Below are 13,877 nucleotides of genomic sequence, written 5' to 3' on the forward strand. Positions count from 1 at the left end.
CGAAAAAACGCGGCTCTTGTGGCGAGGGAGCTTGCTCCCTCGCCACAAGAGCGTTCCGCCCTAAGCGTTTCTTGAGCCGCGACAAATCTCAACCCAACGCCAACAACTGCCGGATCAGATTCGGCGTACTGCCGGTCCAGCGCTTGAACGAGCGCCGGAAATTCGCCGTGTCGTTGAAGCGCAAGTACTGCGCTACCTCCTCGTTGCTGAACCCCTTGACCTGATACAAGTACAACGCCACATGGGTGTGTACCCGGTCCACCTGTTGCTGGAACCCGGTGTGGTGTTTGTGCAGCTTGCGCTTGAGGGTCGCCGGGCTCATGGCGAAGGCCTGGGCGGTCTGTTCCAGGCTTGGCGTCTGCTGCACATGGGCGTGCAGGTAGTCGTAGACGCAATCCAGAAAGCTTGAGGCAAAGTCCAGTTGATCAAGCTGTTCCCGGGCTTGGATCCGCGCCACCTGGCCAGCGGTGGCAGACACGTCAGGCCAGGGCTGGGCGAGGCAATGGCGGGGCAGGCGCATCAGGTCCAGCGGCCGGTCGAACAGCGTATGTTCACCCAGGTGCACCCAATATTGCTCGACGTAACGTGGCTCACGGTGGCGAAAGCTGCACTGCCAGGGCAGGCGTTCGCCACTCAGCCAGGCACTCATCGCGACCATCGAGGTCATGCTCGCTTCCAGCACAAAGCGCCACTGTTCATCGGCTCCGCAACTGTCCAGCCAATGGACATAGGCATAGTGCTCGTCCAGCAGCAGGCGCGGCGCGGCCAGTGGACTGAGCAGCGCCTGCTGCTCAATCAGCGTTTCCAGGGCCTGATGCAGATTCTGCGCATGGCGCAAGGCATGGCTGGCCGGCCCGTAATGCCCCGGTAGCAACCGTTGGCCGAGCAGGAAACTGCTGTCGCTGGCATCCAGCAGGCGCCGGCTGTTGTCGATCAGGCCGAGAAACTGCTGCGGGCTGATACGGCTCTGTCCGGCCAGGATATCCTCGTGGAACAACCCGGTGCCGCGCAGCAGGCGATGGCTGTCGATGTCCCGCGACAGCGCCAGGTCGATCAGCGCGGCGGGCTGATAGTGCCCCGGGATGAAGCGACTGTCGGTTTCGTATCCGCAGGTCTTGAGTGTCATGGAACGGCCTCAGGCGCTTTTCGCCAGCGTGGTCCGGGACTGGGCCAATGCCAGGTTGAGTCGTTTGAGCAGGGCCTCGGGAGACTCGTCGAACGCCATCACCACCGCCGTGCTGGCGACCAGTTGCAAACGCTCGCCGTGCTGTCGGGTCTTGTGGGCCAGGCTGCGAACCGCGATCTCCAGCTCCAGGGCCAGGCGCTGGGCCTGGCTCTCGCCAGTGTCGGGCAACAGCACCACAAAACGATCTCCGGCCAGGCGGCAAAGCAGATCCTGGCGACGCAGGTTCAACACCAGCAACTGGCTGACGGCTTGCAACACCGCATCGCCCTCGCCATGGCCAAAACGCTGGTTGATGGCGGTAAAGTTATCCAGATCCAGGGCCAGCAGCGACAGTGGCTGTTGGCGGCGCCGACTGTCCTCCAGGCTGGCGGACAGCTCATGCTTGAGAAAATCCGCGCCCCCCAACGGCGTGAGTTTGTCGAACAAGCGGTGTTCGCGGAACAACCGCTCGCGCTTCTCCATCTGCCCGTTGATTGCCAACTGTTCCCGGTGCCAATGATAAATGCCGAGGGTCAGCAGGATCATGCCCACCGGCATCGGCCCGGATTCGAGCCAGTGATCCCAGGTGATGCTGTCGGGCAAGCGAATGAATTCGTCGAGGCTGTCGATCCACCAGGAAAAGAAGATGCAACCCAGGCCCAGGATCAGGTAATTGGTCACCCGCCCGGCCGGGCGGCTTTTAAGTACCAGGCCGAGCCAGACCAGCGCCAGCAACGCGGATCCGCCTTCACCGAGAATATCCAGCCAGACCCACTGCGCGACGGGTTTGAGCTCACCGCTGGCCAAGTGCAGGATCAACCCGAGGTTGGCCGCCAGCAGGAGCAGGGCGAGTTTGAGGCGGTGCGGGCGCAGCACGGAGAACATGGCCGGAATCCTTTGCCAGAAGCGGAATGCGGCCCAGCACAGCAGATGGATGTGACAGTGCGGTGACGACAGGCGAATAGCTGGGGGAGGTCGAATCAGCTCATCGCTTGAACTGGATTCTTCGTGGTCAACACGCATACCGTGGCGAGGGAGCTTGCTCCCGCTGGGGTGCGCAGCGCCCCCAAAACCTGGCGCCACGGTTCCGACAGACAAACCGCATTCTCCGATCCGCGCCTGCTGCGCAGTCGAACGGGAGCAAGCTCCCTCGCCACGGAAGATGTTCAATCTCTATTTCCGTGGGTCATTTCAGCTCATTTTGATCTGCCAACCCCCTCAAATCAGCGCATTTCACCCCCTCCAGCCAAACCCTGTCACAGAACCGTCATTCGCCACCCCTAGCGTGCCCTCCCAGTTGCCGGGCCATTGCCTGGCGGATGTTCGGATTCCTGGGGAGGACCATCATGCACCACCGCACCAGCACTGCCGGGTTCGTCGGTTTCACGTTCACCGCATTGGCGATGGCCATTGCCAGTGAGCGGCTGAGCGCCGCCGAGCAGGCGAGCACTGAACACGTCGAAGTGGTTGGCCAGGCCGCCAGCATCGACCAGGCCCTCAAGGAACAACGCAGCGCCGACACGATCAAGAGCGTGGTGCATGCCGACGGCGTGGCCCAATTGCCGGACGAAAACGTCGCAGAAGCAGTGCAACGCCTGCCCGGTGTCAGCGTCGAGCGCGATCAGGGTGAAGGCCGTTTTGTCAGCGTGCGCGGCCTGGGGCCGGACCTCAATAGCGTGACCATCAACGGTACCCTGGTGCCGGCCCCGGAAAGTGAACGTCGGGCGGTTGCCCTGGATGTGCTGCCTTCGGAGCTGGTGCAGTCGTTGTCGGTGATCAAGACCCTGACGCCGGACATGGACGCCAACTCCCTGGGCGGCACGGTGGACGTGAAAAGCCTCTCGGCCTTCGACCACAAGGGCCTGTTCTACACCGGCAGCAGTGAAGCCAGCTACGACAAGAACACCGGCCAGACCAGCCCGAAATTCTCCGGCGCCATCAGCGACCGCTTCAGCCTTGGCGACGGTATCGACAATTTCGGCGTGGCCGCGGCGCTGAGCTGGCAGAAGCGCGACTTTGGCTCGGACAACGTTGAAACCGGCGGCGCCTGGAATTTCGAGCAAGGCTCACGCCTCGAAGAGTTCGAACAGCGTGATTACGACATCCGCCGCGAGCGTGCCGGTGGCGGCTTGAACTTCGACTACAAGCCCGATGACTTCAGCAGCTATTACCTGCGCACGCTGTACAGCCGCTACAAGGACAGCGAAACCCGCAACGCCGCCAGCATCGCCTTTGAAGACCCACAAGCGGCGGGTGAGTTGGGGGACGCGGAGGGTGAGCGCAAGCTCAAGCAACGTGAAGAAACCCAGGAAATCCAATCCTACGTACTCGGTGGCGAACGGATGTTCGGGCTCTGGACCCTGAGTGGCCAGGGCGGCTACAGCCAGTCCAGCGAAGACAGCCCCGGCCACATCGCTGGTGCCACTTTCGAAGGCATCGACGGTTTCAACGGCGGTTTCTACGACAACGACAAGCCGCGGCCGATCATCGGCTCGGGGTTCTATGACCCCGCCAACTTCACCCTCGACAAGGTGGATTGGGAGGAGCAGAAGACCACCGACACCGAGAAAAACCTGCGCCTGGACCTGGCCCGGGACTACGACTTGCGCGGCTATGCGTCCCAAGTCAAATTCGGTGGCAAAGTCAGCCGACGTGATAAGGACAATGACCTCAACGCCTGGGTCTACGAAGATTTTGATGACCTGGGTTTCACCGATGACCAGCTCAACCTCGGGCAATTCCAGAAAGGTAACGTTGATTATCGGCTCGGACGCTTCGGCCCGGGCATCAGCGCCGATGCCATCAAACAGTTGCTCGGTGGCCTCAATCGCGATGATTTTTTTGACGAACAGGAGTCCCGGGTCAACGACTTCAAAATGAGCGAGGACATCAACGCCGCGTACCTGATGAACACCGTTGATATCGATGATTGGCGCTTCATCGCCGGCATGCGCTACGAAGGCACTGAATTCGACGCCAAGGGCACCGGTGCTACTGACGGCGTGTTCACTGACACCGAGACCCGTCGCAAGTACCACCACTGGCTGCCAGGCCTGCATGCACGCTACCAATTGGACAAGAACACCCAGGTCCGAGCGGCCTGGACCAAATCCGTGGTGCGCCCGACCTTCGGCCAACTGGCGCCGGGTTTTGTCATCGACGATGACGAGGCGACCTTCGGCAACCCGGAACTCAAGCCGCTGGAGTCGAGCAACCTGGATTTGGGTATCGAACACTTCATGGGCCATGCCGGCACTGTTTCGGCTTTCGTGTTCTACAAGGACATCAAGAACTTCGTCTACAACACCGACCTGGCGGGCACTGGCGCCTGGACCGACTTTGCCGAAGCCCACAGCTACGCCAACGGCGACAGCGCCAAGCTCTATGGCCTGGAGTTGGCCTACTCGCAAAAATTCGACTGGCTGCCGGCCCCCTGGAACGGCGTGCTGTTGGGGGCCAACACCACCTTCAGCCGTTCGGATGCCGAGATCGAAGGCTTCGACCAGGCCAGTGGCACCCAGCGCAAACGCAGCATCGACCTGCCAAACCAATCGAACACCGTCGGCAACCTGATGCTGGGTTGGGAAAACGACAAGCTGAGCCTGCGCCTGTCGGCCAACTACAAGTCGGCTTACCTCTATGAACTGGCGTCTATCAGCGACCGTGCCCATGACCTGCACGTCGACGCCCAGACCTTCGTCGATTTCAGCGCCCGTTATTCGCTGACGAAAAACCTGCAGGTCAGCCTGGAGGCCCAGAACCTCACTGACGAGTCGTATTTCGTCTACACCGGCCACCGCTCCTACAACGGCCAGTACGAAGAGTATGGCCCGACCTACAAGCTGGGCCTGACCTTTACCCATTTCTAGATTGCGAGGCTGACCACTTCTGGCGAGGAGATTCAACTGTGGGAGCAAGCTTTGCTCCCACAGGGATGAAAGCCCTCGCCACGGAAGTGAGCAACAAGCCCGTTTGAGTTTGGCCTAATGACAAGGACTTTTGCGTTGAACACGATGTTGCTTTTACCCAAGCGCTACCTGCTGGCGATGCTGGTCAGCCTGGCGGCGGTCCCCGCCCTGGCGGCTCCCGCGGCTCCCAAGCTAATACTGAAACCCTGGTCTCCATCCCAGGAACTCTCGCTCAACGCCCTGGCATTCCTGCCTGGCCCGTCAACGACCGAGCGGCTGGCCAGCGCCCGCGAGGGCTTGTTGTTGCTCGATGCCCAAGGCCTTGAACTGGCGCGCCTGGAGGGCAGCTATGAAGGTCTCGACAGCCGCTCCCTGGGGCCGAATGCTCTGGTCGCCAGCCTCGATGGCGCACGTCAGCAGGCGTTGCTGGTCAGCCTCGACCCGCAGAAGCGCCAGTGGGGAACCCCTCTGTATCTGCCGACACGGGATTTTCCGGTAAGCGGCCTGTGTCTGTACCGCGATGACGCGAGCAATCTGTTTGTGTTTCTGGTGGGTGAGGAAGGCAAGGGCGAGCAATGGCTGGTCGGCAATGGCGAGCATCTGAGCGGCACCGCGCAATGGGTGCGCGGCCTGCCGTTGCCACCGGACGCCAAGACCTGCCAGGTGCAGGACGACACCCACCAGTTGTTCGTCAACGAAGAGCGGGTGGGCTGGTGGGTCTATCCGGCATCCTCCGAGGCCGAGACCGTGCGGGTGCCCGTGGCGATGCGCATACCGTTCGGCGACATCCGGCAAGCGGCGGGGGCCATGGCCGTGTTGCCGGGTGGCTTGCTGGGGTTGGACCCTGAAGCTGCGCAGTTGCATCTTTATCAGCAGGACAGCGAAGGCTGGGCGTCAAGGGCCAGCCTGCCGCTGCCGGGCCTGAAGGAGCCGGAAAGCATCGCGGTACGCCCGACAAAAACCGGCATCGAAGTGTTGCTGCGCGACGATGACAGTGGGCGCCTGTACCAAGGTGAAGTCGATTGGCAACCCGCTCCGGTGCCGGTGTCGCCGCTCCTGCCCAGTGTTGCCGCTATCGGCCAGAGCGAACCGGTGGCTCGCCAGGGCGACGCGGCGGATGACCCGGCGATCTGGGTCCATCCGACGACGCCGGCGTTGAGCCGGGTACTGGGCACCAACAAGAAACAGGGGCTGCTGAGCTATGACCTGCAAGGCAAGCTGCTGCAGGAGCTTGCGGTGGGGCGCCTGAACAACGTCGATGTGCGCGGTGGCTTCAAGCTGGGTGCGCAAACCGTCGATCTCGCGGTCGCCAGCAACCGCGATCGCAACAGCCTGAGTCTGTTCAGCATTGACCGTACCAGTGGCCAATTGCGCGAGGCCGGCGAGATCCCTACACCACTCAAGGAAATCTACGGCATCTGCCTGTTCCAGCCCCACGCAGGTGAACTGTATGCGTTTGCCAACGGCAAGGACGGGCGCTATTTGCAATACCGCCTCAGTGCGCCGGACGGCGTGGTGAAAGGCGAGCTGGTGCGCCAGTTCAGCGTCGATAGCCAGCCCGAAGGCTGTGTCGCCGATGACCGGCGCCAGCGCTTGTTTCTCGGCGAGGAAGACGTCGGCGTCTGGGCGGTGGATGCTCGGGCCGACCAGCCAACGACATTGAGCGGCGTGATCAAGGTTGGCCCGCAGTTGCACGCTGATGTCGAAGGTATCGCCCTGTATCAGGGGGCTGACCACGATTACCTGGTGGTCTCCAGCCAAGGCAACGACAGCTACCTGGTGCTCGATGCCGAACCGCCCTACGCCGTGCGTGGCGCTTTTCGGGTCGGTCTGAACGCTGCTGCGGGCATCGACGGTGCCTCGGAAACCGATGGCCTGGAAGTCACCTCGGTGAACCTTGGCGGGCCTTGGAACCAGGGGATGCTGGTGGTCCAGGACGGGCGCAAGCGGATGCCCGAGCAGGCCCAGAATTTCAAGTTCGTGCCCTGGATAGACGTGGCAAAAGCCTTGGGCCTGCCTTGAGCGACGTTGTCATCAACCGGTCACGAACATTTCATCGAATAGCCGCCAGACAGGAGTTTTACCCATGCAAGCCACTTTGGAACACATGACGATCTGGGGCCTGATCAGTGACGCGAGTCTGCTGGTCAAGGCGGTCATGCTCACGCTGTTGCTGGCCTCACTGCTGAGCTGGTACCTGATCATCCAGCGCGGCGCCGTGCTGCAACGCAACGAGCGGCAGCTCAAGGGGTTCATGCAGCGCTTTCGTAGCGCCCAGGATCTGCTGCCGCTGTACCGGGAAACGGCGCAGGCTCGCGAAGAGGAGGGTGGCATAACACCGATTTTCCAGGCGGGCGTGCTGGCCTTCACTCAGCTCAACCAACCCTCAAGCACACCGGAAGTGGTGCTCGAAGGCGTCGAGCGTTCGCTGCAGGTGGCGATCAGCGAACAAGAAATACAGTTGGAAAAAGGCCTGCAGTTTCTCGCCACCGTCGGCTCGGTCAGCCCGTACATCGGTTTGTTCGGCACTGTCTGGGGCATCATGAATGCTTTTATCGGCCTGTCCCAAGTACAACAGGCCAGCCTTTCCACCGTTGCGCCGGGCATCGCTGAAGCGTTGATCGCCACGGCCATTGGCCTGTTCGCAGCGATTCCCGCGGTGATTGCCTATAACCGTTTCGCTGCCCGCGGCCAGACCTTGCTGACCCGCTACTACGCCTTTGGCAACGAGTTGCAGGCCCGTTTGCACCGCAAGCTGCACGGTGCCTCGGTGAACCTGGCCACGGCCGCTTGAAAGGAGAGGGCAGATGCTAGTCAAACCGCAACGCAAGCACGGACCCAAGGCTGAAATGAACGTGGTGCCTTACATCGACGTGATGCTGGTCCTGCTGGTGATTTTCATGGTCACCGCACCGATGCTGACCCAGGGGGTGAAGATCGAACTGCCCAAGGTCGCCAGCGAGGCATTGGCCAACGACAGTCGCCAGCAGATCCTGACCCTGTCGGTGAAGGCCGAGGGTGGCTATTACTGGAACCTCGGTGGTGAACTGGACACCCAGCACCAGACCGACAGTGCCGTGGACCTGGACCAGATGCGCATCAAGGTGGCTCAGGTCGTCGCTGAACGTAGCGATACCCAGGTGTACATTCGTGCCGACGATCATGCCGACTACGGTCGGGTCGTCGCGGCCATGGCCGCCTTGCAGCAGGGCGGGGTGAGCAACCTGGGGTTGGTGACCGAGGCCCCCCGATGACGGCGATGATCATGCACAGTCCATCCCTGAGCTTGTCTGCCTTGACGCGCAACGGCGTTTGGAAAAACAGCCTTGCGGCCGGGCTCGCCGTGGCCTTGCATGTCGGGGTGGCTGCGCTGCTGGTGTTGGGCTGGAACGTGGAGAAGCCGGCGGCCGAGTTGCCTCGGGTGCTGCACACGCAACTGGTGATGTTGCCGGCGTCACCAGTGCCCGAAGCCCCTGTGCCAGCCCCTGTTGCCCTGCCACCGGTCGTCTCCATCCCGACGCCGGTAGAAACGCCACGCCCCGCGCCAGTCAAGCCTGTAGCGGATCCGCGTGCCCAGGCGCAAAAGCTGGAACAGGCGGTCCTGGCCCGCAAACGGCTGGAGGATCAAAAGCGCGAGCAACAAGCCCAACAGCAACGTGAACGCCAGGAGAGCGAACGACGCGAGCAGCAAGCCGAGCAGCAGGCCGCCGAGCGACAGCAACAGGCTCAGCAGGCCCAAGCGCTCGCACAACAACGTCGCGCCGAACAGGCACGCCTGGCTGCCGCCGACAGTCGCAGCTATCAACCCCTGAGCAAAGAGGCCCCGGACTATCCACAACGAGCTCTGGACAAGGGCCTGGAAGGTGACTGCACCGTGGAGTACAGCGTGACGCCGGACGGAAGGATCGCCAGCCCCAAAGTGCTCGACGGTTGCCATCCGCTGTTCATCCGACCATCCCTGGCCGCCGCCCAGACCTTCCGCTACCAACCGCGTATCGTCGAAGGCAAGGCCGTGACCGTGCTGGCGGTGCGCAACACCTTTCACTACCGGATCAAATAAAAAACCGAGCCGATACAGGATCCCCCAGTGGCAGGCGAATTGATACAGGCTCAACTGCCTTTGTGGCGAGGGTATGGTTCGCTTCTAGACCGGATCGACAGTTGGCCGATGCTGACGCAACAGTTCGATCTGCTGGGAGGGGATCAAGTCGCGCAACGCCTTGTACAGCGCTCGGGTCTCCAGCAGGTTCCAGATGCGCAGCATGGTTTCCAGCGCATCCAGGGGTTTGCTGATGAAGTCCCGGGCGCCGAGGGCCAGGGCGCGCAGGCGGGTGTCACGGGTGGCGTCGGCGGTCAGTACCAGGATCGGCAAGTAGTCGTTGGCCGGGATGCGCCGGTTGAGTTGTTCCAGCACGGCGAAGCCATCGAACGCCGGCATGTGCAAGTCCAGGATGACCAGGTCCGGCTCGAAGCTGTTGAACAAGTCGAGGGTGCGCAGGGGCTCGGTGCTGCTCAGCACATTGTGCAGCCCTTCGCGGGCCAGCAGTTGCTCCATCAGGTCCAGGTTGGGGCGCTGATCGTCGACGATCAGGATGCGTAAATCGCGATTCATGCGGGCTCCGGTAAATAGTGCTCGAGGTGGCCCAAAAAGGCCTGGATATGAATGGGTTTGGTCAGGATCGCCGTGGCGCCGGCGTCGTGCAGGGTGCGGTGAGTCAGGTCGCTGGCGTCGGCGGTGATCATCAGCACCGGCGTCGACGCGGTGGCCGGGGAGTGGCGCAGGCGCCGCAGCACCTCCAGGCCATCCAGGTCCGGCAGGGTTACATCCAGCAGGATCAACTGCGGAGCGTGCTGGCGGGCCAGGTCCAGGCCCATCTGGCCCTGCATGCTCGACAACAGCTGAATGCCGGGGCGGCGCTGCATCAGGGTCTCGATCAGCGCCAGGCTCGACAGGTTGTCTTCGATGCACAGGACTTTGCCGTGATACTCGACGGGCGGGCGCGTCACCGTCAGTGCCGCGATGGGTGGCAGATGGGCGCCGGACACCAGGGTGCCAGGCAACTGCAGGGTGAAACAGCAACCTTGTCCCGGCTCGCTGTGTACCTGGAGGCTGCCCTGCATCATTTCCAGCAGGCTCTTGCTCAAGGACAGCCCAAGGCCAGTGCCTTCGACCTGGGGATCGGCGTCCAGGCGCTCGAAGGGCTTGAACAGGTGATCCAACTGTTCGAGAGCGATTCCATGGCCGGTATCGCTGACGGCGATGCTCACTTGTCGGGCCTGTATCGTCACTTCAATGCGTACTTCACCACCGGGCCGGTTGTATTTGATGGCGTTGGACAACAGGTTGAGCAAGACCTGCACCAGACGCTGACGATCGGCGAGCACACCGCTGCCATCGGGTAGTGGCGGCAGGTCGGCCAGATGAATCCCGGCATCGGCCGCCATGGGTGACACCAGCGTCAGGGCTTCGTGCAACACCGTCGACAGGGCGATCGGCTCGATGTTCAGCGGCAGGCGCCCGGCCTCGATCCGGGCGATGTCCAACACCTCGTTGATCAATGCCAGGAGGTGCTGGCCGGCACGCAGGATGTGACTGACTTGGGGGCGCTGGCCTGCCGTGGAGTCCATGTCCAGCAGTTGTGCAAAGCCGAGGATGGCGTTCAGCGGCGTGCGCAGTTCGTGACTCATGCGCGAGAGAAACTCACTCTTGGCCCGGCTGGCGCTTTCCGCTTCTTCGCGGGCGGTGCGCAGGGCGATCTCGGCGGCGCGTCGGTCGGTGATGTCGCGGGTGATCTTGGAAAAGCCGCGCAGGGCGCCGGTACTGTCGTATTGGGCGGTGATGACCACGCTGGCCCAGAAACGGCTGCCGTCCTTGCGGCAACGCCAGCCTTCCTCCATGTAATGACCGTCGCGGGTGGCTTCGCGCAGGGCCATGTCCGGGTGCGCCGGGCATTCTTCGACCAGGTAGAACAGGGAAAAATGCCGACCGAGGATTTCCTGCTCGGTGTAGCCCTTGATCCGTTCGGCGCCGGCGTTCCAAGTGGTGACATAGCCTTGGGCATCCAGGGCGAAGATCCCGTAGTCCTTCACCCCGTCAATGATCAGCCGCAAGCGCTCTTCATTATCGCGCAGCGCACGCTCACGCTCGGCAAGCAGTTGCCCGGCCTCCACCAGGCGAGTGCCCAGTTGGCCGATTTCGTCTTGCTCCGGCGGTTGCGGCAGCAGGGGTTGGCCCAATGCCAGGCGCTGGGCGTTGCCTTGCACCTGCTGGACCCGGGCGACAATGCCCTTGGACAGGAACAGCACTGCGACAATCGCCCCGAACAGCCCGCACACCGCCGCCAACAGGGTGGCGAACAACAACCGCATGCGCGTGGCCGAGGCGGCGGCGCTGCGGTCGGCGAGCAAGGCATCCTCGCGGACCCGCATGGCACTGATCTGCTCGCGCAACACATCCAATACTTGTTTGTTTTCGATCAGGATCGCGGTGATGGCCTCGGTGTCCCCGGCCTTGCCGTTGCGCAACGCGACCAACCCGTCGAGTTTGTCGGCGATCAGCGGGGTGATGGTCTTGAGGTGCTCGCGCATCTTGGCGTCGCGGATGTTCTGGTCCAGTCGTTGCAACGCGGCCTTGATCAGCGGTGTGGCCTGCTCGTAGCTGGGCAGGAAGTCTTCACGGCGGGTCAGCAGGTAACCGCGCACGCTGGCCGCGGCCTCGGCCAGCAGGGTATGCACTGTCTGGATATCACCCTGGACCAGCAGCACCCGCCGCACGTCCTCCTCGGCCCGCGCGGTCTGGCGTTCGGTGATGTAAATCAGTACCAGCGACAGCAACAGCACCACCAGCGGCAGGGAAATCACCACCAGTGCCTTGCCCCGCAATGGCAGGTCGGCCCAGCGGCGGGCGGCGAGAAACCTCATGGCCATTGCCCGGCAGGTTGCGCCACCAGCCCCAGGGCAACGCCGCGCACGGCGGCCTGGGTGCGGTCGGCGGCGCCCAGCTTGCCTATGACTCGTTCCACGTGGGCCTTGGCGGTGCCGGGGGCGATGCCAAGTTTTTCGCCGATTTCACGGTTGCTGAAACCGCCGGCCACCAGCCCCAGCACCTGGCGCTCGCGTGCTGTCAGGGCCTGGACCTGGGTGGCGCCACTGGCACTGCGCTCGGCCATGCGCCGCAGCAGGCGCGCGCTAACGGAACTGTTCAGCGCCTCTTCGCCCTGGGCCACCCGTTTGAGGGCGTCCAGCACTTCATCGCGGCTGGCATCCTTGAGCAGATAACCGACGGCGCCCGCACCGATGGCGGCTTCCAGATGGTCGGGGCTGTCGTCCATGGTGAAGATCACCACTTTAATCGCAGGCTGGCGCTGCTGCAGGATCCGCGCCGCGCCCAGGCCGTTGAGCACCGGCATGCGGATGTCGAGAATCGCGATGTCCGGTTGCAGCCGTTCACACAGGTCCAGGGCTTCCTGGCCATCGCTGGCCTGGCCGACGACTTCGAACCCCGGGTTGCCGGCCAGCATGCTGATAAACCCGGTGCGGGTGACTTCATGGTCATCGGCCAACAGCAGGCGTAAAGGACGGTTCATGGGTGGACTCCGTGGGCCGGTAGCGGCACGCTGGCGAGTAATCGGGTGCCGTTGTCGGGTTGACTGCAGCAGGTCAGGTGGCCGCCCAAGAGATTGGCGCGCTCCTGCATGGCGGCCAACCCCAGGTGGCAGGTGCCGTTGGTCTCGATGGGTTGTTCCAGGGCAAAGCCACGGCCGTTGTCTTCCACTCGCAGGCAAGCGTGGCCGTCCTCCACCGCAAGCCCCAGGCACACGTGGCTGGCCTGGGCATGTTTAAGAATGTTGTTGATACCTTCCTGTGCGATGCGAAACAGGGCGATCTCCGTGTGGCCCGGCAGGCGAGCCGCGCTGTGTTCGGCCCAATGCACCGTCAGGCCCGCGTCACGCAGGCGATCGGCCTCCTTGTCGACGGCTTTGTACAGGCCGAAATCGTCCAGCACGTGGGGGCGCAGGCCGCCGATCAGTTGCCGGCCTTCGCCGACGCAGCCTTGGGCCAGGTCAAGAATCGTGCGCAACTCGTTCGCGAGTTCCGGAGCCAGGGATGGGCAGCGACCAGCGAACCCTTGCAAACGCTGATGCAACCCGGCCAGGTTCTGCGCCAGCCCGTCATGCAGGTCGTAAGCCACGCGCTTGCGTTCGTCCTCCTGGGCGCTGAACAACCGATGGACCAGCTCGGACATGGTGCGCTCACGGGCCTGGAGCGCTTCGAGCAGACGACTGTTCTCCAGGTGCGCCGCCAACAGGGTCGCCAGCAATTGCAGCGACTCGATGTCTTCGTTGTCCGGTGCGCCGAGCGCCACGCTGTTGCCCAGCATCAATGCACCGAACACCGCGCCGTCGGAGGCCCGCAGCGGGACGCGCAGGACCTGGGGCAGGGCGCTGTCGGGATATTCCAGCCATTGCGGGCCGGGCGAGGGCGGCTGGGCCAGGCTGGCGAGCAGATCGAGGCGTTCGCCGCTGCCGTGGCTGGCGACGGTGCGCAGCGGCGTATCTGGCGCCCATTCCAGCAACAGGCCGTGGTCCATGGCCATGAACGCGCAGGCCCGCTGCACGGCGCGTTGACGCATCTGCGCCAATGGCAGTTGAGTCAGCTCATGGCCGGCGCCCAATAACAGGCCAAGGCGCGCGGCACGGCTTTGCGACTGGCGATACTGGCTGCGGATGGCCAGGGCGCTGCCGGGGTCATGAGGTGGGCTTTGCATAGGAAAACTCCAGCGTGAAGGGGCGCGGTGGCGTCAT

General features: G+C 63.2%; 11 protein-coding genes. 5 read left to right on the top strand and 6 right to left on the bottom strand.

Going from position 1 to position 13,877, the window contains the following annotated elements:
• Positions 1-88 precede the first annotated feature (88 nt).
• Both ACWNZ1_RS08165 and ACWNZ1_RS08170 read right to left on the bottom strand, forming a co-directional pair.
• Positions 89-1,126 (bottom strand): AraC family transcriptional regulator, encoded by a 1,038-nt coding sequence (locus ACWNZ1_RS08165; RefSeq protein WP_280944930.1) that lies wholly within the window; start codon positions 1,124-1,126, stop codon positions 89-91.
• A gap of 9 nt (positions 1,127-1,135) precedes the next feature.
• A complete protein-coding gene (locus tag ACWNZ1_RS08170; RefSeq protein ID WP_135845391.1) occupies positions 1,136-2,050 on the bottom strand; it encodes a GGDEF domain-containing protein in 915 nt (304 codons plus the stop codon).
• A gap of 461 nt (positions 2,051-2,511) precedes the next feature.
• On the opposite strand from ACWNZ1_RS08170, the gene ACWNZ1_RS08175 reads away from it, so the two are divergent.
• From ACWNZ1_RS08175 to ACWNZ1_RS08195, 5 genes are all read left to right on the top strand, one after another.
• Positions 2,512-5,034 (top strand): TonB-dependent receptor, encoded by a 2,523-nt coding sequence (locus ACWNZ1_RS08175; RefSeq protein WP_456027550.1) that lies wholly within the window; start codon positions 2,512-2,514, stop codon positions 5,032-5,034.
• A 144-nt stretch (positions 5,035-5,178) separates the two neighbouring features.
• Positions 5,179-7,095, top strand: a complete 1,917-nt coding sequence (locus ACWNZ1_RS08180; protein ID WP_456027618.1) for a phytase — start codon at positions 5,179-5,181, stop codon at positions 7,093-7,095.
• A gap of 64 nt (positions 7,096-7,159) precedes the next feature.
• Positions 7,160-7,867: a protein TolQ gene (tolQ, locus tag ACWNZ1_RS08185; protein WP_135845394.1), complete on the top strand. Its 708-nt coding sequence runs from the start codon at positions 7,160-7,162 to the stop codon at positions 7,865-7,867.
• A gap of 13 nt (positions 7,868-7,880) precedes the next feature.
• A complete protein-coding gene (gene tolR, locus ACWNZ1_RS08190; RefSeq protein WP_135845395.1) occupies positions 7,881-8,327 on the top strand; it encodes a protein TolR in 447 nt (148 codons plus the stop codon).
• Positions 8,324-9,133, top strand: a complete 810-nt coding sequence (locus ACWNZ1_RS08195; RefSeq protein WP_456027551.1) for an energy transducer TonB — start codon at positions 8,324-8,326, stop codon at positions 9,131-9,133. The genes tolR and ACWNZ1_RS08195 overlap by 4 nt, the downstream gene beginning before the upstream one ends.
• 84 nt (positions 9,134-9,217) lie before the next feature.
• Here the strand turns inward: ACWNZ1_RS08195 and ACWNZ1_RS08200 are convergent, their stop codons facing one another.
• The 4 genes from ACWNZ1_RS08200 to ACWNZ1_RS08215 are packed head-to-tail and all read right to left on the bottom strand — an operon-like array spanning position 9,218 to position 13,840.
• A complete protein-coding gene (locus tag ACWNZ1_RS08200) occupies positions 9,218-9,685 on the bottom strand; it encodes a response regulator (protein WP_135845397.1) in 468 nt (155 codons plus the stop codon).
• Positions 9,682-11,994: an ATP-binding protein gene (locus ACWNZ1_RS08205; RefSeq protein WP_256452848.1), complete on the bottom strand. Its 2,313-nt coding sequence runs from the start codon at positions 11,992-11,994 to the stop codon at positions 9,682-9,684. Before ACWNZ1_RS08205 ends, ACWNZ1_RS08200 begins: the two co-directional genes overlap by 4 nt.
• Positions 11,991-12,659, bottom strand: coding sequence for a response regulator (locus tag ACWNZ1_RS08210; RefSeq protein WP_135845399.1), 669 nt, complete (start codon positions 12,657-12,659; stop codon positions 11,991-11,993). Before ACWNZ1_RS08210 ends, ACWNZ1_RS08205 begins: the two co-directional genes overlap by 4 nt.
• On the bottom strand, positions 12,656-13,840 hold the full coding sequence (locus ACWNZ1_RS08215) for a sensor histidine kinase (RefSeq protein WP_256452849.1): 1,185 nt from the start codon (positions 13,838-13,840) through the stop codon (positions 12,656-12,658). The genes ACWNZ1_RS08210 and ACWNZ1_RS08215 overlap by 4 nt, the downstream gene beginning before the upstream one ends.
• Positions 13,841-13,877 lie beyond the last annotated feature (37 nt).

This window comes from Pseudomonas sp. CFBP 5748 (assembly GCF_053850495.1).